This window comes from Pseudomonas sp. E315 (assembly GCF_055406205.1).
Genome location: NZ_JBUZPJ010000003.1, coordinates 22706 through 45906, shown reverse-complemented (window position 1 = coordinate 45906; position 23201 = coordinate 22706). Strand labels below are relative to the sequence as shown.

General features: G+C 56.1%; 17 protein-coding genes and 4 tRNA genes. 9 read left to right on the top strand and 12 right to left on the bottom strand.

Going from position 1 to position 23201, the window contains the following annotated elements; translation table 11 throughout:
• Window position 1: 1 nt before the first annotated feature.
• Window positions 2-3472: a PAS domain-containing hybrid sensor histidine kinase/response regulator gene (locus tag ACZRJQ_RS05615; protein ID WP_463977393.1), complete on the bottom strand. Its 3471-nt coding sequence runs from the start codon at window positions 3470-3472 to the stop codon at window positions 2-4.
• Between the two features lie 242 nt (window positions 3473-3714).
• Between ACZRJQ_RS05615 and ACZRJQ_RS05610 the strand changes: the two genes are divergently transcribed.
• Together ACZRJQ_RS05610 and ACZRJQ_RS05605 are read left to right on the top strand one after the other, a co-directional pair.
• Window positions 3715-4866, top strand: a complete 1152-nt coding sequence (locus ACZRJQ_RS05610) for a TDT family transporter (RefSeq protein ID WP_463977392.1) — start codon at window positions 3715-3717, stop codon at window positions 4864-4866.
• A 135-nt stretch (window positions 4867-5001) separates the two neighbouring features.
• Window positions 5002-6876 carry an MFS transporter gene (locus ACZRJQ_RS05605; protein ID WP_463977391.1) on the top strand — a complete coding sequence of 625 codons (1875 nt, stop codon included), beginning with the start codon at window positions 5002-5004 and terminating at the stop codon, window positions 6874-6876.
• 119 nt (window positions 6877-6995) lie between these two features.
• Here ACZRJQ_RS05605 and sugE read toward each other — a convergent pair whose 3' ends face one another.
• The 3 genes from sugE to rdgC all read right to left on the bottom strand — a co-directional run bounded on the left by sugE (window position 6996) and on the right by rdgC (window position 9475).
• Complete coding sequence (sugE, locus tag ACZRJQ_RS05600; RefSeq protein ID WP_463977390.1) at window positions 6996-7310, bottom strand: quaternary ammonium compound efflux SMR transporter SugE; 315 nt, start codon at window positions 7308-7310, stop codon at window positions 6996-6998.
• 118 nt (window positions 7311-7428) lie between these two features.
• Window positions 7429-8394, bottom strand: a complete 966-nt coding sequence (locus tag ACZRJQ_RS05595) for a bile acid:sodium symporter family protein (RefSeq protein ID WP_463977389.1) — start codon at window positions 8392-8394, stop codon at window positions 7429-7431.
• 160 nt (window positions 8395-8554) lie between these two features.
• The gene (gene rdgC / locus ACZRJQ_RS05590; RefSeq protein WP_463977388.1) at window positions 8555-9475 is read right to left on the bottom strand and encodes a recombination-associated protein RdgC; all 921 of its coding nucleotides are present in this window, start codon (window positions 9473-9475) and stop codon (window positions 8555-8557) included.
• 160 nt (window positions 9476-9635) lie between these two features.
• Between rdgC and ACZRJQ_RS05585 the strand changes: the two genes are divergently transcribed.
• From ACZRJQ_RS05585 to ACZRJQ_RS05570, 4 genes are all read left to right on the top strand, one after another.
• Window positions 9636-9711, top strand: a tRNA-Val gene (locus tag ACZRJQ_RS05585).
• Window positions 9712-9730: 19 nt separating this feature from the next.
• Window positions 9731-9807: transfer RNA gene (locus ACZRJQ_RS05580), tRNA-Asp, on the top strand.
• Between the two features lie 218 nt (window positions 9808-10025).
• Window positions 10026-10101: transfer RNA gene (locus ACZRJQ_RS05575), tRNA-Val, on the top strand.
• A gap of 19 nt (window positions 10102-10120) precedes the next feature.
• Window positions 10121-10197: transfer RNA gene (locus ACZRJQ_RS05570), tRNA-Asp, on the top strand.
• A gap of 227 nt (window positions 10198-10424) precedes the next feature.
• Here ACZRJQ_RS05570 and ACZRJQ_RS05565 read toward each other — a convergent pair.
• From ACZRJQ_RS05565 to rloA, 8 genes are all read right to left on the bottom strand, one after another.
• Window positions 10425-12863, bottom strand: coding sequence for a TonB-dependent siderophore receptor (locus ACZRJQ_RS05565; RefSeq protein ID WP_463977387.1), 2439 nt, complete (start codon window positions 12861-12863; stop codon window positions 10425-10427).
• A gap of 77 nt (window positions 12864-12940) precedes the next feature.
• Window positions 12941-13927 (bottom strand): FecR family protein, encoded by a 987-nt coding sequence (locus tag ACZRJQ_RS05560; RefSeq protein WP_463977386.1) that lies wholly within the window; start codon window positions 13925-13927, stop codon window positions 12941-12943.
• A gap of 6 nt (window positions 13928-13933) precedes the next feature.
• The gene (locus ACZRJQ_RS05555; RefSeq protein WP_463977385.1) at window positions 13934-14452 is read right to left on the bottom strand and encodes a sigma-70 family RNA polymerase sigma factor; all 519 of its coding nucleotides are present in this window, start codon (window positions 14450-14452) and stop codon (window positions 13934-13936) included.
• Window positions 14453-14641: 189 nt separating this feature from the next.
• Window positions 14642-15376 (bottom strand): phosphoadenylyl-sulfate reductase, encoded by a 735-nt coding sequence (locus ACZRJQ_RS05550; protein WP_463977384.1) that lies wholly within the window; start codon window positions 15374-15376, stop codon window positions 14642-14644.
• A 69-nt stretch (window positions 15377-15445) separates the two neighbouring features.
• Entirely contained in the window at window positions 15446-16789 is a 1344-nt protein-coding gene (pabB, locus tag ACZRJQ_RS05545) for an aminodeoxychorismate synthase component I (protein ID WP_463977674.1), read from the bottom strand.
• Window positions 16790-16946: 157 nt separating this feature from the next.
• A complete protein-coding gene (locus ACZRJQ_RS05540) occupies window positions 16947-17930 on the bottom strand; it encodes an alpha-L-glutamate ligase-like protein (protein WP_463977383.1) in 984 nt (327 codons plus the stop codon).
• Window positions 17930-19462, bottom strand: a complete 1533-nt coding sequence (rloB, locus tag ACZRJQ_RS05535) for an osmotic stress tolerance membrane protein RloB (protein WP_463977382.1) — start codon at window positions 19460-19462, stop codon at window positions 17930-17932. The genes ACZRJQ_RS05540 and rloB overlap by 1 nt, the downstream gene beginning before the upstream one ends.
• 5 nt (window positions 19463-19467) lie before the next feature.
• Entirely contained in the window at window positions 19468-20004 is a 537-nt protein-coding gene (rloA, locus tag ACZRJQ_RS05530) for a retropepsin-like aspartic peptidase RloA (protein WP_463977381.1), read from the bottom strand.
• Between the two features lie 281 nt (window positions 20005-20285).
• Between rloA and ACZRJQ_RS05525 the strand changes: the two genes are divergently transcribed.
• The 3 genes from ACZRJQ_RS05525 to prpC all read left to right on the top strand — a co-directional run bounded on the left by ACZRJQ_RS05525 (window position 20286) and on the right by prpC (window position 23161).
• Window positions 20286-21008 (top strand): GntR family transcriptional regulator, encoded by a 723-nt coding sequence (locus ACZRJQ_RS05525; RefSeq protein WP_463977380.1) that lies wholly within the window; start codon window positions 20286-20288, stop codon window positions 21006-21008.
• Window positions 21005-21892 (top strand): methylisocitrate lyase, encoded by an 888-nt coding sequence (prpB, locus tag ACZRJQ_RS05520; protein WP_463977379.1) that lies wholly within the window; start codon window positions 21005-21007, stop codon window positions 21890-21892. Before ACZRJQ_RS05525 ends, prpB begins: the two co-directional genes overlap by 4 nt.
• Before the next feature lie 141 nt (window positions 21893-22033).
• On the top strand, window positions 22034-23161 hold the full coding sequence (gene prpC, locus ACZRJQ_RS05515; RefSeq protein WP_463977378.1) for a bifunctional 2-methylcitrate synthase/citrate synthase: 1128 nt from the start codon (window positions 22034-22036) through the stop codon (window positions 23159-23161).
• Window positions 23162-23201 lie beyond the last annotated feature (40 nt).

Below are 23201 nucleotides of genomic sequence, written 5' to 3'. Positions count from 1 at the left end.
CTCACAGCGGCACATGCCGACTCAGTAATGCCCGTAATGCCGCAGGTTTTACGGGTTTAGCCAGGTATTCCAAGCCTGCGGCGTGGACTTCGGCAATCATTTCAGGTCGGCCATCGGCGCTGATGACAACCCCCGGCACCGGTTCGCCCAATTGCGCTCGCAGCCAGCGCATGAGTTCTGTTCCGACCTCGCCATCATCCAGATGGTAGTCGACCAACACCAGCTGCGGTCGTACGCCCTCAGCCAGCAAGGCTGCGCACTCCTTGCGGTCGCGTGCTGTCCAGACTTGGCAGCCCCAGCGGGTAAGCAGGCTTTGCATGCCGATCAAAATACTGTCTTCGTTGTCGATGCACAGCACTTGCGCCCCAGTGACGGGTTGGCCATTTTGTTCGGCCACAACCGGCTGCGGCGCAACTTGGCTGCGGGCTAAAGGCACGCTGACACTGAACACGCTGCCAAAGCCCGGCCACGAGCGTACTTGCAACTTATGGCCCAGCACTCGGCACAAGCCGTCGGCAATCGCTAACCCAAGGCCAAGGCCTTTTTCGGCGCGTGTCTGGTGACTGTCCAAACGTTTGAATTCTTCAAAAATGACCTGCAGCTTGTCTTCAGGAATACCGGGGCCGCGATCCCATACTTCAAGGCACAGCTCATCGCCGCGTCGACGAACACCCAGCAATACCGGGCCTTTGGCGTAGCGAAACGCATTGGTCAGGAAGTTCTGCAATATGCGGCGCAGTAACTTGATATCGCTGCTGACGCGCAAGCGGCTGCTGCGCACTCTGAAGCTCAGGCCTTGTTCTTGTGCTTGGGCGGTGAATTCATTTCCCAGGGTGTCGAACAGGTCGTTGATCGCAAAAGGTTTGATGTCAGGAGTGAATTTTCCGTTTTCAAGACGCGAAATATCTAACAGGTCGCTGATCAAGTCTTCGGCTGAGCGCAATGAGCTGTCCAGATGTTGCACCAGCTTTTTCGCTTCTGGGCTCAGACCTTCTTCTTGATGGGAGAGGGCGGCGGAAAACAGTCGGGCGGCGTTCATCGGCTGCATCAGGTCGTGGCTGACGGCTGCTAAAAAACGGGTTTTGGATTGGTTGGCTGCTTCAGCAACCCCTTTGGCGTCGGTCAGCGCCTGATTAAGCTCTGACAGTTCGCGTGTGCGTTCGGCTACCCGCTGCTCCAGTCCTTCATTGGCTTCGGTCAGTGCCTGCTCGGCTTCGCGGAACGCGGTAATGTCAGTAAAACTCATCACGAAGCCGCCGCCTGGCATTGGGTTGCCGATCAATTCGATCACCCGGCCATTGGGGAACAAGCGCTCAGAGGTGTGTGCCCGACCTTGGCGCATCCAGTGCAGGCGGCGGGCCACGTGTACTTCTGCTTCTCCGGGGCCGCACAGGCCGCGCTCTGCATTGTGGCGGATGATGTCGGCAATCGGGCGGCCCACGCTGATCAGGCCGTCGGGGTAATTGAACAACTCCAGATAGCGGCGATTCCATGCCACCAGCCTGAGTGACTGGTCGACCACGCTGATGCCCTGAGTGATGTTTTCAATGGCGCCTTGCAGCAATGCGCGGTTGAACTGCAACACTTCTGACGCTTCATCCGCAATACGTACCACGTCTTCTAGCTGCATTTCCCGGCCTTCAATGGCCGCTTTTACTACTGCGCGGGTTGAGGATGCGCCGAGTACGCCTGCGAGCAGGCGCTCTGTGTGAGCAATCCATTCATCATTGGCGTTTTGGTTGGGGTTGAAGCCTTTGCCCTGACGATAAGCGAAGCGGATAAAGCTCTGGCGGGCGCGTTCTTCTCCGACAAAGCGTGCCGCGAGGGTCAGCAGGTCGTTGATCTGTACCGAAAGCATGGAGCGACCGCTGGGGTGGCTGCTGATCTCTTGGCCAATAAAGCGCCCTGCTTGCCAGTGTTCCGACACGCGTGTGCGCGACAACACAGACACCCAGGCAAACAGCGTGAAGTTACCGGCCAATGACAGCACAACGCCTTGGGTCAGCGGAGTAATCGGCAGGCCGAGCGGGTTGCTGTGTAACCACGCCAGCCCCGGGAAGTGGCTTAACTGCCAACCCAGGCTGTGTGCGATCAGTGGCAACACCAAGGTGTAAAACCAAATAAACGTGCCGGCTGCCAGGCCCGCAAAAACACCACGTCGGTTGGCTTGCTTCCAATAAAGAGCGCCGAGCATGGCAGGAGCCAGTTGAGTGACCGCAGCAAAGGCAATTTGGCCGATGGTGGCCAGACTGGCCGTCGAACCGAGCAAGCGATAACTGACATAGGCCAGCAGCAGAATGACCACAATCGACACACGACGCACCGAGAGCATCCAGTGGCGGAACACCTCGAACGGTCGCTCGGCGTTTTTGCGCCTTAGCAGCCACGGCAGCAGCATGTCGTTGGAGACCATTGTTGACAGGGCAACGCTGGCGACAATCACCATACCAGTGGCGGCGGATGCCCCCCCAATAAACGCCAACAATGCCAGCGCAGGATGGGCTTGGGCTAGCGGCAGGCTGATCACGAATGAATCAGGCAGCACCGAACTTGGCAGCAGCATCTGCCCGGCCAGTGCGATAGGGACTACAAACAGTGCGGCCAGTATCAGGTAAGCCGGGAACACCCATTTAGCCAAGCGCAAGTCTTGCGGCTCAATGTTTTCGACCACTGTTACGTGGAACTGCCGCGGGAGGCAGATGATCGCCATCATTGCCACCCCGGTTTGCACCACCATTGAGGGCCAGTTGATGGTTTCTTTCCAATACTCCTCTAAGCGCGGTGCCAGCATCGCTTGGCTGAACAGGTCGTCAAAGCCGTCATACAGGCCGTAAGTCACAAAAGCACCAACGGCCAGAAAGGCAAATAGTTTGACCAGTGACTCGAAAGCGATCGCCAGCACCATGCCTCGGTGGTGTTCTGTAGCATCCAGGTTGCGCGTGCCAAACACGATGGTGAACAGCGCCAGCACCAGCGACACAATCAGTGCGGTGTCTTGGGCGCGTGTCCCGGTAGCGTCGGCGCCGGCACCAATCAGCAAGTTAACGCCCAGCACGATGCCCTTGAGTTGTAGCGCGATGTAAGGCAAAACCCCCACCAGGCAGATCAAGGCCACCACAATCGCTAACGACTGAGATTTGCCGTAGCGGGCAGCAATAAAGTCAGCGATGGAGGTGATGTTCTCCTGTTTGCTGATCATCACCATCTTTTGCAAGACCCAGGGCGCAAACACCAGCAGCAACACCGGGCCCAGATAAATTGGCAAAAACGCCCACAGTTGTTCAGCCGCCTGACCTACGGCGCCAAAGAATGTCCAGCTGGTGCAGTACACCGCCAGCGACAGGCTGTAGACCCACGCGCGAATTTTCGGCGGCAACGGTTTGCTGCGCCGGTCACCATAAAAGGCAATGGCAAACATGATGGCCATATAGGCCAGAGCGACGGCGGCGATCAGCCCGCTGGACAGCGACATGGAGACTCCTGAACGTGTAATGCCCGGTAGCAATCCAGCTCCGGGGGGCTAGTCTCGCATGATGTTCAAACGGCGTCAGTGTCGACCATGGTCTGAGCGCGGCCAAGGGTCGCAGGGCTTGAAGTCAGTGGTAAAAATTCATATCTGCATAATCGATAACAGATAGAGAAATTACCCGTTATATAGATATTCGATTTGGTTCTACTCTTTAGATCACCTCATACGAGGAGCAGGAGGAACCCATGACTTGCCCTAACAAAGCCCGAGCCGATTTTCGGCCGTTTAGCCAACTACAACACCCGCGCGAAGTGATCCGCCAGTTCACGCCCAACTGGTTTGCCGCGACCATGGGCACAGGTGTTCTCGCATTGGCCTTGGCCCAGTTGCCGGTGCATATCCCCGGTATTCACGCCTTCGCCGAAGGGTTGTGGTTGTTCAATATTGGTTTGTTCATTCTGTTCAGCGTGCTGTATGGCGCACGCTGGGTGATGTTTTACGATGAGGCGCGGCGTATTTTCGGTCACTCCACGGTCTCGATGTTCTTCGGCACCATCCCAATGGGGTTGGCCACCATCATTAATGGCTTTCTGTTATTTGGCGTCCCGCGCTGGGGCGCTGCGATGGTAGATGTGGCGCAAGTGCTGTGGTGGCTCGATGTCGCGATGTCGCTGGCATTTGGGGTCATGATTCCCTACATGATGTTCACCCGTCAGGAGCACAGCATTGATCAAATGACAGCCGTTTGGTTGTTACCTGTGGTTGCCGCGGAGGTGGCTGCGGCCAGTGGCGGGTTGTTGGCCTCCCATCTGGTTGACTCGGTTGCGCAGTTCCATGTGCTGATTACCAGTTATGTGCTGTGGGCATTTTCGGTGCCTGTGGCATTCAGCATTCTGACCATTTTGATGCTGCGCATGGCGCTGCATAAACTGCCCCATGAAAGCATGGCTGCATCGAGTTGGTTGGCTTTGGGGCCGATTGGCACCGGCGCGCTGGGCATGTTGCTACTGGGGGCTGATGCACCTGCAATCTTCGCCGCCAATGGTTTTGTCCGCATCGGTGAAATTGCTGAGGGGATAGGTCTGATTTCAGGCGTTGCCCTGTGGGGCTTTGGTGTGTGGTGGTTGTCGATGGCGGTGTTAATCACCATTCGTTACTTCCGTTCAGGCATCCCGTTCAATCTGGGGTGGTGGGGCTTCACGTTCCCGTTGGGTGTTTACTCCCTGGCAACTTTGCGGTTGGGGAGCCTGCTGCACCTGAGCTTTTTCGATGTGGCTGGTTGTGTGTTGGTTGTGATGCTGGCGCTGATGTGGCTGGTCGTCGGGGCGCGGACCGTGAAGGGGGCTTATCGCGGCGAGCTGTTTGTATCACCTTGTATTGCGGGGCTTAAAAAGTAACAAACGTTGTCCAAGTTCTGTGTTTAGTGCTCAAGGAGGTCGCGTGAAACACAGAACTTGAACAACAGTGTGGCTTGAGTGTTAAAACTGCACTCCAATTACAAAGCCCTTCGGCGTTACTTGAGTGCATGGACGATGAGTCACCCGTCACAGTTCAGTTTGTTGAGGAAGCGTCGCTTCCTGCCTTTTTTCGTAACCCAGTCTTTGGGTGCCCTTAATGACAACCTGTTTAAACAGTCATTAATCCTGGCGATTCTCTACAAGTTGAGCATCGAAGGGGATCGCGGGATTTGGGTCAATTTATGTGCGCTGCTATTTATAGTGCCGTTCTTTTTGTTTTCGGCCTTGGCCGGGCAATTTGGCGAAAAGTACGCCAAAGACCGCCTGATTCGTCTAATCAAACTTGGCGAAATAGCCATCATGGTAGTAGGCGCTATTGGCTTTGCCTTCGATCATCTGGTGTTGATGCTTGTTGCGCTCTTTGCGATGGGCACGCACTCGGCGTTGTTCGGGCCAGTGAAGTACTCGATTTTGCCGCAAACCCTGCACGAGGACGAACTGGTCGGTGGTAACGGTTTGGTGGAAATGGGGACATTCCTGTCGATTCTGGCGGGCACCATTGGTGCGGGGATCATGTTGTCCTCAAACCATTACGCGACCGTTGTTTCGTTGGTCATTGTGTCGGTGGCGGTGTTGGGCTACCTGGCCAGTCGTGCGATTCCGAATGCGCCTGCGGATACGCCCAACTTGCGTTTGAACTGGAACATTTTCAGTGAGTCATGGGCTACATTGCGCATGGGCTTGAACCAGACACCCGCGGTCTCACGGTCAGTGGTCGGTAACTCGTGGTTTTGGTTTGTGGGGGCGATTTATCTCACGCAGATTCCGGCCTATGCCAAAGACTGGCTGCAAGGTGATGAAACGGTCGTTACGTTGATTCTTACGGTCTTTTCGGTCGGTATCGCCCTGGGGTCGATGCTGTGTGAAAAGCTTTCGGGGCGTAAGGTTGAGATTGGGCTGGTGCCGTTTGGCTCGCTGGGTCTAACCGTATTCGGCCTGTTGTTGTGGTGGCATTCCGGGCCGTTGCCGCACAGCCTTCAGGCCTATGACTGGTTGGGCGTGTTGGGCTTTAGCCAGGCGTGGTGGGTGCTGTTCGATATTCTTGGGCTGGGCATCTTTGGCGGTTTTTATATCGTCCCGCTGTACGCATTGATCCAGTCGCGTACCGCAGAAAACGAGCGGGCGAGGGTGATTGCGGCCAACAACATCCTCAATGCGCTATTTATGGTGGTGTCGGCGATTGTCACCATTGTGTTGTTGAGCGTGGCCAAGCTGACGATTCCCGAGTTGTTCCTCGTGGTATCGCTGCTAAACATCGCCGTTAATACCTACATCTTCAAAATTGTCCCTGAGTTCAGCATGCGCTTCATGATTTGGCTGCTCAGCCATTCCATGTACCGCGTGCAGCACAAAAACCTGGACGCGATTCCTGATGAGGGCGCGGCTTTGCTGGTGTGCAATCACGTGTCATTTGTAGATGCGCTGTTAATAGGCGGCGCAGTGCGTCGTCCTATTCGCTTTGTGATGTATTACAAGATCTACAACTTGCCAGTGCTCAACTTTATCTTCCGCACAGCCGGCACTATTCCGATTGCAGGGCGCAGTGAAGACGAAGTGATCTATGAGCGGGCCTTTCGCAAGATTGCCGAGTATTTGAATGATGGCGAGCTGGTGTGCATCTTTCCGGAGGGCAAGTTGACCACTGATGGAAGCATTAACGAGTTCAAGGCGGGGGTTACGCGAATTTTGGAGCAGACCCCGGTGCCGGTCATTCCGATGGCATTGCAGGGCTTGTGGGGCAGCTTTTTTAGTCGTGATCCGAAGAAAGGTGTCTTCCATCGACTCTGGTCACGAGTGACATTAGTGGCGGGGGAGCCGGTTGCAGCCAGCGATGCCACCCAAAAACTGCTGCGTGAGCGAGTGGCGCAATTACGCGGCGAGCGCATGTAAGGCATATGCCGGCACCTCGTAGGAGCTGCCGAAGGTAGCGAGCTTTTAAGAGCAGAGCTCGTAGCCTTCGGAGCGCCTACGAAAGCGCTGGCGGTTTTGCATCTTGGGTGTAGACGGTGTTAAGCGCTCATCTTGAGGCCCACCAGCCCGGCAATGATCAGCGCAACACTGGCCAGCCGGAACAGCGCCATAGATTCACCAAACAAAATGATACCGGCGATGACCGTGCCGACGGCGCCAACGCCTGTCCAGATGGCATAGGCGGTGCCCAACGGCAGCTCTTTCATGGCTAGGCCGAGCAAACCAAGGCTAACGGCCATTGCTGCAATGGTCAGTGCGGTGGGCAAGGGGCGGGAGAAACCATCGGTGTATTTCAGGCCGACGGCCCAGCCAACTTCAAACAGGCCTGCGAACAACAAAATAATCCAGGACATACTGCCTCCATCAAATGATGGGGTCGTCCCCAGAATAATCACTCAATGAGTCGCAAGGTCGTCCTCGCAGTGCGCAGTATATTGCCCACGATTAATCTGACACGCAACCCCTGAAATTTCAGTTCACTGTAGCTTTGGCTGCGTCATCGCGATCTTGTTTCTCACTCATGCGACGGAAATACGTCGACAGCAGCGCCCCAGAGATGTTGTGCCAAACACTGAACAGCGCGCTGGGCACCGCCGCCAAAGGTGAGAAGTGCGCGCTGGCCAATGCGGCCCCGAGCCCTGAGTTTTGCATGCCGACTTCCAGCGCCAGTGACTTGCGTTGGGCCAGTGGCAGTTTGAACAGGCGCCCGGTGAAGTAGCCGAGCAAATAGCCGAAGCTGTTGTGCAACATCACTACGGCCATAATCAACAGACCTGACTTGGCGATCTGCGCTTGGCTGGCAGCCACTACAGCGGCGACGATAATCACGATGCTGATCACCGAGACCAGCGGCAAAACGTCCACAGCAAAACGTACGCGTGCGCCCAGCAGGCGTTGCGCCAATACACCAAGCACGATAGGCAGCAGCACCACTTGAAGGATCGACCAGAACAGCTCCATGAATGAAACCGGCAGCCAGGCGGAGGCCAGCAGCCATATCAGGGCAGGGGTCAGCAAGGGGGCGAGGAGGGTGGTGACAGCAGCAATGGCGACCGATAACGCCAAATCGCCGCGGGCCAGCCACGTCATGACATTGGAAGAGGTGCCACTTGGGCAGCAGCCGACAAGAATCACGCCCACTGCGATTTCGGGCGGCAAGTGAAACACTTGGCAAAGTAACCACGCCACGCCGGGCATGATCACGAAATGAGCAACCACGCCCAATGCTACGCGCCAAGGGTGGCGAGCCACTTCGGCGAAGTCTTCGAGTTTGAGCGTCAGGCCCATGCCGAACATCACCAGGCCCAATAGCGGCACGATGGCGCCTTTAAGGCCCACAAACCAGTTGGGCTCAATAAACGCCAGCACGGCGAAAATCAGCACCCAATAGGCAAAGGTGTTGCCGACAAAGCGGCTTAAAGCAGCGAGTGCGCGCATGGTGTTCCTTTTTATGATTATTGTGTTGGAGCGATACGCTGTAGTCGCTGGCGCTGCCTGCGATGGGTTGCGCAGCGCCCCTGCCTTTGTTGGTGAACCAATGGCGAAGGCCCTGCGGCCCTTATCGCAGCCTGTGGCAGCGACTACAGCTAACGGAGGTTTAGATGCCCTGCGGGATTTCTTCGCCGCCCAATGCTTCAAACAGCTGCGGCAAGAACTCGCCGAAGGTCAGCATCATCAGGGTAAAGCTGGCATCTTGCTGGCCCAGATCGTCATCGCCGCCGTCCTGTTCGGCCTGATCTTGCAGCAGGTCTTCAAACTTCAAACGCTTAACAACCAGTTTGTCGTCCAGTACAAACGACAGCTTGTCCTGCCAGGCCAATGACAGCTGAGTCACCACTTTGCCGGTGCTCAAGTGCAGTTGGATTTCGTCGCTGGTCAGATCCTGACGCTTGCAGCGAATGATCCCGCCATCTTCGTGGGTGTCGCGCAACTCACACTCGTCGAGGACAAAGAAGTTATCAGCGGCTTTTTGGGTTTTGACCCATTCAGTCATGATCGCGCTTGGCGCCACTTTGACGGCCAATGGCCGCACGGGCAGCGAGCCAATCACTTCACGCAAGGTAGACAGCAAGTCTTCGGCGCGTTTAGGGCTAGAGGCGTTAACCAGAATCAAGCCTTGTTTGGGCGCGATGGCGGCAAAGGTCGCTGAGCGACGAATAAAGGCGCGAGGCAAGAAGGCCTGGATGATTTCATCCTTTAGCTGATCGCGCTCCTTCTTATAGACCTTGCGCATTTGCTCGGCTTCGATCTCTTCGACCTTGTCCTTTAAGGCGTCCCGTACGACGCTGCCCGGCAGGATACGTTCTTCTTTACGAGCGGCGATCAGCAAGAAGTCTTGGCTGGCGTGAACCAGAGGCGCGTCTTCGCCTTTGCCGAAAGGGGCAACGAAACCGTAGGTGGCTAATTCCTGACTTGAACACGAGCGGGCCGGTTTGGTGGCCAGTGCAGTTTCCAGCACCTGCGCATCAAAAGGCAGATCTTGGGTCAGGCGATAGATAAGCAGGTTTTTGAACCACATGGGGTGAATCACTCCTTTATACAAAGACGGCATTATTCGCTTCATAACCTTATAGGCCAACCCTGCGCTAAGCCTTTGTCACGCATAAGAAAATTATTTTAAAAAGTGCTTGCCAGACTATAGGACGCTACGTAGAATGCGCGCCACACCGAGAGTGAAAGGGTGATTAGCTCAGCTGGGAGAGCATCTGCCTTACAAGCAGAGGGTCGGCGGTTCGATCCCGTCATCACCCACCATTCGCTCACAGTGTTACGCGCAGCGGTAGTTCAGTCGGTTAGAATACCGGCCTGTCACGCCGGGGGTCGCGGGTTCGAGTCCCGTCCGCTGCGCCATATTTTTACCATAAGCCCCTTGAACGCTTGTGGTTAGGGGAAGCCCGCTGAATGCGGGCTTCTTCTTGAAAGGCTTCGATCTTACAGTTTTCTGTTGGGTCAAAGAGCAGGGCGTTGGAAACGGTGGTTTTTAAACGATTTTGAAAAAAGTCTAATAAAAACAACCACTTACACAAAAAGTGTGAGAGAATGCGCCCCGCATCGAGAGTGAAGTGAAAGGGTGATTAGCTCAGCTGGGAGAGCATCTGCCTTACAAGCAGAGGGTCGGCGGTTCGATCCCGTCATCACCCACCATTCGCTTTCAGTGTTACGCGCAGCGGTAGTTCAGTCGGTTAGAATACCGGCCTGTCACGCCGGGGGTCGCGGGTTCGAGTCCCGTCCGCTGCGCCATATTCGGAATACAAGCCCCTTGAACGCTTGTGATCCACAAGAAGCCTGCCAAGTGCAGGCTTTTTTTTGCGCGTGTGTTTTTAGTGCCCGTAGCAGCTATCGACGGCTGCGCTCGATGGCGCCGCCGTCGTAAAGTCACTCAGTGCAGTGGTCTGATTGATCGGGGGCAGACGTAAAGAAAGCTGCGTGCTCAATCGCAGCCCTCGTCAGCGATTACCCAGGTTGACTCAGAAATCCCAGCGTGTGCTCAGCATCACGTTGCGCGGATCACCGTAGTACGACGAGTTATAGAACCCAATGTTGGTGTAGTACGACTTGTCGAACAGGTTATTGACGTTGAGCGTGGCCGATAGCTGTTCGGTGAGTTGATAGCGTGCCATCAGGTCAACCAGCCAGTACGGGTCTTGTGAGAATTTTTCTTGGGCGCCGCCCTTGCCCCAGTTGGTGAGCACTTGCCAGCCTGTGCCCTGCCAGCGAACGCCACCGCCCAGGGTCAGTTTGTCGAGTGCGCCGGTTAGCTTATAGCTGGTGTAGAGGTTGATCTGGTCTTCGGGCTCCCACGTTGATACCTTCTTTGCACTCTGATCGCGGCTGACCTTATGGGTGTAGCCCGCTTGTAGCTGCCAGCCGGGCATGAGTTCGCCCGAAACTTCTGCTTCGTAACCCTTGGTCGTGGCTTTGATGCCTTTGTAGGCGTAATCAATGTCCGGGTTGGTCGGGCGCGCGTTGTAGGCCATGTCGGCTTCGGGGCGGTTATCTTGATGGACTTCAAAGTACGCGAGACTTGAGTTTAAGCGGCCATCAAAGAACTCGCCTTTCAAGCCCAGCTCATAGTTGGAGCCTTCATCGGGCTCTAGCATTTTGTTGTTGCGGTCTCGGTAGTAAGACTGCGGCAAGAAAATCTCGGTATAGCTGGCGTAGGCCGAAAAATTGTCATTGAGGTCGTAGATCAGCCCCGCATAAGGAAGCACTTTGCCAGTGTCTTTGGCTTGGCTGGTGCCGCTTAGGCTGTAGTTAGCGACGCGCGTACCCAGCATCAGGGTTAAATCATCCATCAAGCTGAAGCGGCCCGTGACGTAAGTACCGGTCTGGCGCGTGATTTCGTCGTTTTTCGAAGTGACCTTTCCCCAATCCGGCTCAAGGCTATCGCCGTCCCAGTGGTAGTAGTCGTAAGCGTTATTGATCATGACGGCATTGGTGTAATCGTTGCCTTTCCAGTGCGATCGGGACACCGAGCCGCCGATTACCAGCTCATGTTCGCGGCCCAGTAAGTCGAACGGGCCTGTGGCGTATACGTCGCCGCTGTCGCTGACGTATTCGCCGGTGTATTTGCGGGCCAGCATTTTAGCTTTGCCAGTGGTTACATCAGGGTCGAGCAGTGCGCCGAGCGGTGCGTTGTAGCCGTTAATCTGATGGTTGTATTGACCCTTTGCGACCCAGCCATTTTCAAAGGTGTGCTCGAGCGTGGCAAAGGCTGTGCGTGTGTATTGCTCCCAACTGCTCCATTTTGCGCCGTTGTTGAACGAGCGCGGGGTGCTGATGCGATCGCCAGCGGAGTTAAACAGCGAGGCGCTGCCTGACCAGCTGGAACCTTTGGGGTTGTTATCTTGATAATCGGCGCCGAGGGTCAGCAGGGTGTCGGGCGTCAGATCCACTTCCAGAATGCCGTAGTAAACCTCGCTGTCTCGTTTGTAGTGATCCATGAACGAGTGCTTGTTCTGATAAGCCGCCACGGCCCGACCGCGCACATTACCGCTCTCGGTTAATGGCCCGCTCATATCAATTTCGGAGCGGTAGTTGTCCCACGAACCCGCACCCAAATCGATATGGCCTTTGAATTCGCGGGTCGGTTTTTTTCGCACCATATTGATAGTGCCGCCGGGGCCGCCCGCACCAGTGAGTAACCCTGTAGCGCCTTTCAGGACTTCTACCCGGTCATAAATTGCAGTGTCGGTGAGGGTGTGACCAGCAGAATATTGCGGGTCTTGCAGGATGGGAATGCCATCGTACTGGAAGTTTTTAATCGCAAAACCACGCGAATAGTAGCTGGTGCGGTCGCTGTCGTAAGTGGCCACAGTGATGCCGGGGGTATGGCGCATCACGTCATCGATAGAGTTGAGGCCAAAATCGTCCATCGCTTGGCGGGTCACCACCGATATCGACTGCGGGGTTTGGCGCGGGGTCAACACCATGCGTGTAGCCGTAGCGATGCTGCCAGGCGTGTAGGACCCCGAGCCTTCGGTAATCGTTCCCAGTTGGTTGGCGCTGACTTGAGTTGCGCCCAGCTCCAGCGTGCCGTTTGCCGTGGGTAATGCGTCGAGCCTATAACCGTTGGCGCTTTTGACTACGGTAAAGCCGCTGCCGCGCAACAAGACTTCGAACCCGGACTGCTCGTTGTAAGGGCCATGCAGGCCGGGCGTGGTCAGGCCATCAAGGTTGTGGGACTGAAAAACAATCGCCACTCCCGCCTGCTGCGCAAACCGATTTAATGCGCTGCCCAGTGGCCCGGCAGGAATGTCGTAGGTTTGTACAGACATCGATTGCGCCTGCGCCATTGTGGTGCTCAGCACCCCGGCGGCCGAGGCAACAATCAAGTGAATGGCCAAGGTTAGTGGCGCGCAGGCTCTCGGGCTAAAACGTGCGCGGTGGGAGTAGGGAGTCAGCATGGGAAAACGCAGTCCTTTATGGGTCTATGTACCTTCCTTGACGGTTGACTCGGAAAAAGCGGAACGAATGCGAATTATTATTCTTTAGGGTCGGGCGTTTGACTGACCACAATCAGCCAAGGCGTATAGGTTTTAATCTTCAGTGGCAGGGTGTCGGCGATCAGTTGCAGTGCCCGGTCGGTGTCGTCCAGTGGCAAGACGGCTGACACGCGAAAATCTGCCAAAGCCTTGCGATCAAATTGGATATGGCCGCGTCGATGGCGAGCAATTTCATCGAGCACCTGGGGCACGGGTTCATTCTCAACCACCAGTTGATGACGCCGCCAAGCCTCATTAATGCTCGACGGATCAATGGTGCCTGACAACTCGATTGAACTGGGGCTGATCACTGCTTGTGAGCCGGCATCCACGTCCAGCGTTTGTTGCTCGTTGGCACTTTGCGCCGCTACACGTGATTGCAGCATGCTCAGTAGCGTGGTTTGGGGTTGGCGTTTGACCACGAAACGGGTACCCAGTGCGCGCATGCGGCCTTGAGCGGTTTGCACAATAAACGGGCGCGTACTGTCGTGAGCAACGTCGACCAATACTTCGCCTTGCAGTAATTCGATGAGTCGCTGCTTGCCATCGAAACGCACATTGACCGCGCTAGTGCCGCTGAGGGTAATGGTTGAGTGATCACTAAGGCGCAAGGTTTTCCAGTCGTTGGGGCCGGTGCTGATATCGGCCATCCATTGCTCTGGGTAGTTGCTTTGCAATAGCAACGTGATGGGCAGTGCCAAGCAGCAGGCAATCAGCAGGGCGCGGACGGCCTGTTTGCGTTGTGTTGAACGTTTGCGCCCGCTAAATGCTGCGTTAAGTCCCGCTTTGGCAGGGGCGCTTTGTTCACGCAAAGACTGTAAGCGCGCAATGACATCCTGCATGCGAAGGGCGGCGGCTGTGTGCTGTGGGCTGAGTTGCTGCCAGCGCTCGAACTCAGCACGTAATGCCTCGCTGAAGCCTTCTTCGTGCAGGCGAAGTATCCACTCAGCGGCTTGCTCATCTATGGTTTGGCGCGAAGCTGGCATGGAAGATCAGGTGTCCAGACTGTGGCTGCAATGCAGCAAGGCTTGAATCAGATACTTGCGAACGGTGCGGTCTGACAGCGCCAGTTGCCGGGCAATCTCGGTCTGGGTGAGGCCGTCCAGGTAATACAGCACAAACGCTTGGCGTGCCTTGTCGTGCATTCCTTCCAGAATAAAAGCGATCTGTTCGAGTGCTTCGAGGGTGGTAAGAATGTGCTCGGGCGATTGAAAGCCTTCAAGTGCTTCGGCTGTAAGAGCCAGTTCTTTCAGATAGGCGTTTTCGATCTGTTTGCGTCGTGCTTGGTCGATGATCAGTCGGCGAGCCGTTGTGCTCAAAAAGGCTCGAGGTTCGCGTAGGGTGGCGACCGACTCGCGGGCCTTGAGGATTCGGGTGAAGGTGTCCTGTGTAAGATCGGCCGCGTTTTGAGCGCAGCCAAGCTTTCGGCGTAACCAGCCAAACAGCCAGCCATGATGCTCGCAGTACAGGTCAGAAATCGCGGTCTGAAACGGAGGTTCACCCGAGGACATAAGACTAGGCTCAAACGCTATTGAGAATAATTGCTAATTCTGGGCGTAAGCCGTGAGTAAACGCAAGGCAGGAATAGGTTAGAGGGGCGGGTGGATGTGTTGCAGGGCAAGCTTGCTCGCGATTCAGGCACCGGTAAACAGGCGGGGTTACCGAGGTGATGCCTTCGCAAGCAAGCTCGCTTCTACGGGTCAGGCTTTGGTGATTAAGTTGCCCGCATGCAGGCCGCATTCTTTTTGGGTGGCTTCTTCCCACCACCAGCGCCCTTCGCGCTCGTGCTGGTTAGGCAGTACCGGGCGAGTGCAAGGTTCGCAACCGATGCTGATAAAACCGCGCTCATGCAGGCTGTTGTAGGGCAGCTCCAGCATGCGGATATAGCCCCACACTTCCTCGCTGGTCATTTGTGCCAGTGGGTTGAACTTGTACAGCGCACGCTCGGCTGTGGAGAATGCCCCGTCTATTTCCAGTGCGGCCACTTGGCTGCGGGTGCCGGGGCTTTGGTCGCGGCGCTGGCCTGTGGCCCACGCCTTGACGGTTGATAGCTTGCGGCGCAGCGGCTCGATCTTGCGTACACCGCAGCATTCGCCATGACCGTCTTTATAAAAGCTGAACAGGCCTTTTTCTTTGACGAAAGGCTCAAGTTTGCTTTGATCCGGTGAGATCAGTTCGATTGGGATGTTGTAGTGCTCGCGTACTTGCTCGATAAATCGGTATGTCTCGGGGTGTAAGCGGCCGGTGTCGAGGCTGAACACCTTAACGTTTTTGTTGAGTTTCCAGGCCATGTCCACCAGCACCACATCTTCGGCGCCGCTGAAGGAGATCCAGAGTTCGTCGCCAAAATGTTCAAAGGCGAGTTTGAGGATGTCTTGCGGTGATTTGTTGGCGTATGTCGCGGCAAGTTCGGTGACGTCGAACGGATGGCTCATCAGGCGGCTTCCTACAATGATTGGCGCTGGGCGCTCTCTAGTGGGCGAGATGGTAGCAAAAACCGCGCGCTACAGGGTTTGCAGGGTATCGAGCAGCACTTTGACTTTGGTGATCGATTCTTGGTATTCGTCCTGCCAGTCAGAGTCGGCAACAATTCCACCGCCCCCCCAGCAACTGACGTGATCGTCTTTGATCAGCAGGCTGCGAATGGCGATTGAGCTGTCCATCTCGCCGCGTACATCCAGGTACAGCAACGAGCCGCAGTAAATGCTGCGTCGTGTCGGCTCCAGTTCATCAATGATCTGCATGGCGCGAATTTTTGGGGCTCCGGTAATGGAGCCGCCCGGAAAACTGTCGCCAATCAAGTCCAGTGCATCTTTGCCTTGCGCCAGCTCGCCAGTCACGCTGCTCACCAAGTGGTGAACATTGGGGTAGCTCTCCAGCGTGAATAGCTCTGGCACGCGCACTGAACCTGTTCGGCAGGTGCGACCCAGGTCGTTGCGCAGCAGGTCGACAATCATTAGATTTTCAGCGCGATCCTTAGGGCTGGCCAGCAGTTCGGTGGCGTTGGCAGCATCTTCGGCGCTGTTGTCGCTGCGCGGGCGTGTGCCTTTGATTGGGCGGGTCTCCACCTGATTGTGGCTTACGCGCACAAAGCGCTCAGGTGACAGGCTCACGATGGCGCTGTTTTTGGGCAGGCTCATAAAGCTCGAAAAAGGCGTCGGGCAAGCTCCTCGTAAGGCGCAATAGGCAGCCCAGGCATCACCTTGGCAGGGCGCGCTGAAACGCTGGGTGTAATTGACCTGATAGCAGTCGCCGGCCTGAATGTAGTGCTGGATTTTTTCAAGCGTCTGTTGGTACTGCGCGGCACTGATATCCGGCTGCATGGGCTGCTTGAGCGAGAAGGTCGCCATTGGCGGCTGCGCGGTCTGCGCGAACAGTTGAGTCAGGCGCGTGCGTTCGTTCGTGGACAGGCTTGGGTGAAACACCAGTTGGCTAGTGGCCAATTGATGGTCGCTGATCAATGCCCACGCATACAGGCCAAGCCGGGCATCAGGCAATTGCAGGTCATCTTGCGAGCTGGTCGGCAGGTGCTCAAGTTGACGGCCGAAGTCGTAACTCAGGTAGCCGATCAGGCCGCCGGCAAAAGGCAGTTCGCAGTGGGAAGGCAGTGTGGCGTTGCCCAGTTGCTTCAGTGCGTCGCGAAGGCGCTGTAAAAAAGCACGCCCCGACTCGTCAGGCTGTACCGTGAGTTCTTCCAGAGGCCAGGCGCTGAGCAAGTCATAACGTCCGCGCTCTGCCGTCGGACGGCCACTGTCCAGCAGTACGGCGCCGGGGGCATGACGCACAGCGGCAAAGTAGTGGGCCGGATTGGCGTGGTAAGGCAGGGGGTGTACAGAGCAGGTCAACATGTGAAGCCAATCAGCCATCGGAGCGGGGTGCTGATTGTAGTCCTCTGTAGGACAGTGGCGCTATGCAACTGCGCGGTGATTGTGTCGCGGCGAGCTTGCTGGCGATGGCTGATGCAAGGTGGTGTGCGCATCGCAAGCAAGCTCGTCTTTTACAGGGTTATTCGTTTTGCGGGATGTGCCCGAAGAGTTCCTGTGCAAAATGCACGCGTTCTTCAGGGGTTTGCTTGATACCTTTGGCCGCCAGTTCGGCGAGGTGAGCCTCTACCGCGTGGGTGCGCAGGGTCAGCCCGCAGTCGTTGGCGATCTGGATGTTTAAGCCCGGGCGGGCGTTAAGCTCCAAAATCAATGGGCCTTTGTCTTGGTCCAGCACCATGTCCACGCCGATATAGCCCAAACCACACAGCTCATAACAGCCCGCAGCCAGCTTCATGAAGCCGTCCCAGTAGGGCAGTTGTACGCCGTCTACCGCGTTGGTGGTGTCCGGGTGTTTGCTGATGATGTTGTTCAACCATGTGCCGCGCAGGGTCAGGCCAGTGGCCAGATCGACACCGACGCCAATGGCGCCTTGGTGCAGATTGGCCTTGCCGCCGGACTGGCGGGTGGGCAAACGCAGCATGGCCATGACCGGGTAGCCCATCAGCACAATAATGCGAATGTCGGGCACACCTTCGTAGCTGATGCTTTTGAAGATTTGATCCGGGGTGACGCGGTACTCGATCAGTGCCCGGTCGCGGTGACCGCCCAGCGAGTAGAGGCCGGTCAGGATGCTGGAGATCTGATGTTCGATTTCTTCGTGGCTGATGATTTTGCCCGAGACAGTGCGAAAGCGGTCTTCGAATCGGTCAGCAATGACCAGAATCCCGTCACCGCCCGCGCCTTGCGCGGGCTTGACGACGAAGTCGCTACGGCCACCGATGATTTCGTCGAGTTTTTCGATTTCTTTCTCGGTGGAAATCACGCCGTACATTTCCGGCACGTGAATGCCGGCTTTGATTGCGCGCTCTTTGGTGATGATCTTGTCATCCACAATCGGGTACAGGCTGCGTTTGTTGTACTTGAGTACGTAGTCCGCATTACGCCGATTGATGCCCATGATGCCTCTGGCTTCCAGGGCCTTCCAGGTCTTCCAGAAGCCAAACATCAGGAGTCAGCCTTCAAGAAGGCTTTGAAACGCATCAGCTCGGTCAGGCGGTAGCCACGATAGCGACCCATTGCCAGCATGAAGCCCACCAGAATCAGCAACACAGCCGGGAAGGTGAAGACGAAGTACACCAGCTCCGGGATGCTCATGATCAGGTGTGCCAGCGATGCTGCGAACAATGTGCCGACCGCAACCTTCATCGCATGCCCTGCGCCGCGCTCTTCCCACGTGATCGACAGGCGTTCAATGGTCATGGTCAAAATCACCATCGGGAACAATGCCACCGACAACCCGCGTTCAAGGCCCAGCTTGTGGCTGAACAGGCTAATAGCGGCGATCAACATCACCACGAACGTCAGCACCACCGATAGCCTTGGCAGCATTTGCAGCTTCAGGTGTTCAAGATAGGAGCGTAGCGTCAGCCCGAGCGCCGTGATCACGGTAAACAGAATGATCCCGAAGCCCAGTTGGGTTTCGCGGAACGCCAGCGCAATCAACACCGGCGTAAAGGTGCCCAGCGTTTGCAGGCCAATCAGGTTGCGCAGCACCAGAATCACCAACACGCCAATCGGGATCATCACCATGATCATGAAGGTTTGCTGGGTTTGCAGGGGCAGGCCGTACAGCGAGTATTCGAGGAAGTTGGCGTCGGTGTTTTCGTCGGTCAGCTTGGCCAGGCGAATGGCGTTCATTTCGCTGTTGTTCAGGCTGAAGGTGACGTTGGCTTTTTTACCGCCATCGACAGTGACCATTGGCTCATCGCCCACCCACCACAGCAGGCGGTCAGACGGCAGGCCTTGCTCGCCCGTCTCCGGGTTGAAATACAGCCAGTCGTTGCCATTGAAGCTGCGCAGCCATAGCTCAGGGTTTTGCGGCTGGTCAGCCACCAGGCGAATGGTGTGAACCTTTTCCATTGGCACGTGGGCAATCGACAACAGCAACTCAATGACCTGCGCTTTATGCGGCGTCGACGGGTCGCCTGCCAGCAGCAGTTTTACGTTGTCATCGTTGGGGTTGTTCACCCGCTTGATGGTTTCGCTGATAAAGGTCTCGACGTCTGCCGAGTGCTGGCGAATCGGTGCGAGCAGTGCCTCGGCAGCAATTTTTTCTGGGCCTTCGACGGCAATGCTGTCACGAAAAACCGGGCCTTTGACCTTGGTTTTGTCGCCCGAGTAACGCTTGGTCAGTACCAAACGGTAGTAAAGGGTTTGCTTGCCGCTAACCCGGCGCGCAGACCAGGTTACTTTGCGGTTGCCATCCACCCGATTGACGCTCACCCCGTAGTTATTGGAGATGAAGCTTTCGTTGAGGCTGACGTAGTCGCGGTTCAATGGCGGCACGAACATTTGAATTTTGACCGGGTCTTTGGAGCTGGCCACAAATTCAACTTTGGCGTCGATGTTCCACAGATCGTCTGTTGCGTCTTCGGTCACAGGGATGCCGAGGACGAAAATCTGATAGGCCGTAATCGAAATGCCCAGCACCACAAGGATGGTGATCAAGATTTTCAGGTGAAGGGTAAGAGCGCGCATTTCAATTACTCTGCGGTTTGAGCGTTGGCGGCGCAGGCAGGTTTGCCAGCAGCGTATTTAAGGCTTGGGTCGACCAGCGCATCAAAGCGTTTTAGTGCTTCGGAGCCAATCAGCAGCGGGTATTGGAACGCACTACGGTCGGTCAAGTTCACTTCAATGGTGCGTAAAGCTTTACCCATGCAGATTTGCAAGGCAATAACCGGGCGCGACGTGTAGTTCTTGTCGGACTCAGGATCATAGTCGCCAGCGCGGCGTTTGATCTTGCTGACCCGTGCCAGCGGGCGTTCGATGGGGTGCGAGTGGGCATCATCAATGGCCAGATAAAAGCGCACCCAACTCTCGCCGTCACGCTTGAAACGTTTTATGTCGCGAGCGCTGAGCGAGGCGGTTTTAGCGCCCGTGTCGAGTTTGGCAGCCACTTGCAGGTCGATACCTGCCAGTTCGGCGTATTCATTAAGGCCGTATACGGTTTTTTCGGCGCCAAAGCTCAAGCTCGGCACGCATAACAGGCAAAGAAGGGTGTAAAGCGGGAAAAATTTCATAAATCCGGGCACGGTCTCTTGCAATCTTTGGGTCAAGGCGACTGGCACAAGCGCAAGTTTCCTCGTGCGGCTGCCCAATGGGTGAGGGCAGGGCTGATGCGGTCGGCATTCTAACATGATGGTTTTATGGCGTCAGCGCTGAGGCGGCTTGAGCGGCCACTATGTGTTGTCAATTGAATCAAGGTCGCATTAGACGATTGTCGACAATCTGTATTTATCCTTTGACTGTTTGCGTTGATATGGCTAGTTTTGGCGCTATTGATTTGCAAGGTGTCGACAATATGCTGCAGGCAGTAGAGCAAGCGCTCATTCCCCAAGACGATTCTGAAACCTTGTCCGAGAACGTCTTCAGGCGTATTCAAGCGGCCATCGTCAAAGGTGAAATTGCCCCCGGCAGCAAGATTTCCGAGCCAGAGCTGGCTCGCACGTATGGCATCAGCCGTGGCCCATTGCGCGAGGCGATCCACCGCCTTGAAGGCCAGCGCCTGCTGGTGCGGGTGCCACATGTTGGGGCGCGAGTCGTGTCCTTGAGCCACGCGGAGCTGATTGAACTCTACGAAATTCGTGAATCCCTGGAAGGCATGGCGTGCCGTTTGGCCGCTGAGCGCATGAGTGATGAAGACATTGCTGAACTGCGCCGCGTGCTGGAAACCCATGAGCGTGATGAGGCGTTTCAGGCGGGCGTTGGTTACTACCAGCAAGAGGGCGACTTCGACTTTCACTACAAAATTATCCAGGGCAGCGGAAACCGCACGCTGACCCAAATGCTCTGCGGGGAGCTGTATCAGTTGGTGCGCATGTACCGCATCCAGTTTTCCGCGACGCCTAATCGCCCGCATCAGGCGTTTGCCGAGCACCACCGTATTCTCGATGCCATTGCCGATCGCGACGGCGAATTGGCCGAGTTGTTGATGCGCCGACATATCGGCGCCTCGAAACGCAATATTGCGCGTCACTACCAAGACAGCGCCCAGCAGACAGCCACTCCACGAGGTGAGTCATGAGCAATAAAAACAGTCCAGGCCAGCGTTTCCGTGATGCAGTCGCCAGCGAACATCCATTGCAAGTGGTGGGCGCGATCAATGCCAACCACGCACTATTGGCCAAACGCGCCGGTTTTAAGGCGATTTACCTGTCAGGTGGTGGTGTTGCGGCGGGTTCGCTGGGCGTGCCAGATTTAGGCATCACAGGCCTGGACGATGTACTGACCGATGTGCGCCGCATTACAGATGTGTGTGACCTGCCGCTGTTGGTGGATGTGGACACGGGGTTTGGCTCCTCGTTCTTTAACGTGTCCCGCACCGTTAAGTCGATGATCAAGTTTGGCGCCGCAGCCATTCACATTGAGGATCAGGTGGGGGCCAAGCGTTGCGGCCATCGCCCTAATAAAGAAATCGTGTCGCTGCAAGAAATGGTCGATCGCATTAAAGCGGCAGTCGATGCGCGTACCGATGACAGCTTTGTGATTATGGCGCGCACTGACGCGCTGGCAGTTGAAGGGCTGGAGTCTGCGCTGGAACGTGCGGCGGCCTGTGTTGAAGCCGGTGCTGACATGGTCTTCCCCGAAGCCATCACCGAGCTTGAAATGTACAAGTTGTTCGCCAATCGTGTGAAAGCGCCGATTTTGGCCAACATCACTGAGTTCGGCGCCACACCGCTGTACACCACCGAGCAACTGGCCGGGGCTGATGTTTCGCTGGTGCTGTACCCGCTGTCGGCGTTCCGTGCAATGAACAAAGCGGCAGAAAATGTGTACACCGCCATCCGTCGCGACGGCACCCAGCAAAACGTAATCGACACCATGCAAACCCGTATGGAGCTGTACGACGCCATCGACTACCACGCGTTCGAGCAAAAACTCGATGCGTTGTTTGCATCAAAGAAGTAAAGATCAACAGATCGCAGCCTCGTTTCACTCGACAGCGCCTACAACAGCGTCGAGCGCAGTCAATGTAGGAGCTGCCGAAGGCTGCGATCTTTTAGAGCAAGACTTGCCGAATCCCTAACAAATTCAAGATTGGAGAGCGCAATGGCCGAAGCAAAAGTATTGAGTGGTGCCGGATTACGCGGCCAGGTAGCCGGGCAAACAGCACTGTCGACCGTGGGCCAAGAAGGTGCGGGCCTCACTTATCGTGGTTATGACGTACGTGAATTGGCCGCAGAGGCTCGCTTCGAAGAAGTGGCCTACCTGCTGTTGTATGGCGAACTGCCGACTAAAACCGAGCTTGATGCCTACACCGCCAAGCTAAAAACGTTGCGTGACTTGCCTCAGGCACTCAAAGAAGTGTTGGAGCGCATCCCTGCTGATGCCCACCCGATGGACGTGATGCGCACCGGCTGCTCGTTTTTGGGCAACTTGGAGCCGGAGCAAGACTTCTCACAACAACGCGATAAAACCAACCGTCTGCTGGCCGCCTTCCCGGCGATCATGTGCTACTGGTATCGCTTCAGCCATGATGACGTGCGCATCAATTGCGTGACTGACGAAGCGTCGATTGGCGGTCACTTCCTGCACCTGCTGCATGACAAGAAACCAAGCGAACTGCACGTCAAAGTGATGAACGTCTCGCTGATCTTGTATGCCGAGCATGAATTTAACGCCTCCACCTTTACTGCGCGCGTCTGTGCCTCGACCTTGTCCGACCTCTATTCGTGCATCACCGCTGCCATCGGCTCGCTGCGTGGCCCGCTGCACGGCGGCGCTAATGAAGCAGCGATGGAAATGATCGAACGTTTCGGTTCGGCTCAAGAAGCGGTTGAGGGCACTCTCGGCATGCTGGCGCGCAAAGACAAGATCATGGGCTTTGGCCACGCGATCTATAAAGACAGCGATCCGCGTAACGAGGTGATCAAGGGCTGGTCGAAAAAACTGGCAGATGAAGTGGGCGACACCGTGTTGTTCCCGGTTTCTGAAGCGATCGACAAAACCATGTGGGAACAAAAGAAGCTGTTCCCCAACGCCGATTTCTACCATGCCTCGGCGTATCACTTCATGGGCATCCCGACCAAGCTGTTCACACCGATTTTTGTGTGCTCACGCCTGACAGGCTGGGCCGCGCATGTGTTCGAGCAGCGCGCCAACAACCGCATCATTCGCCCAAGCGCCGAGTACATCGGCGTCGAGCAGCGCAAGTTCGTGCCAATCGAACGTCGCTGACAAGCAGGATGACCTTTGCCCTGTCGGTGCGTGCTTTTAA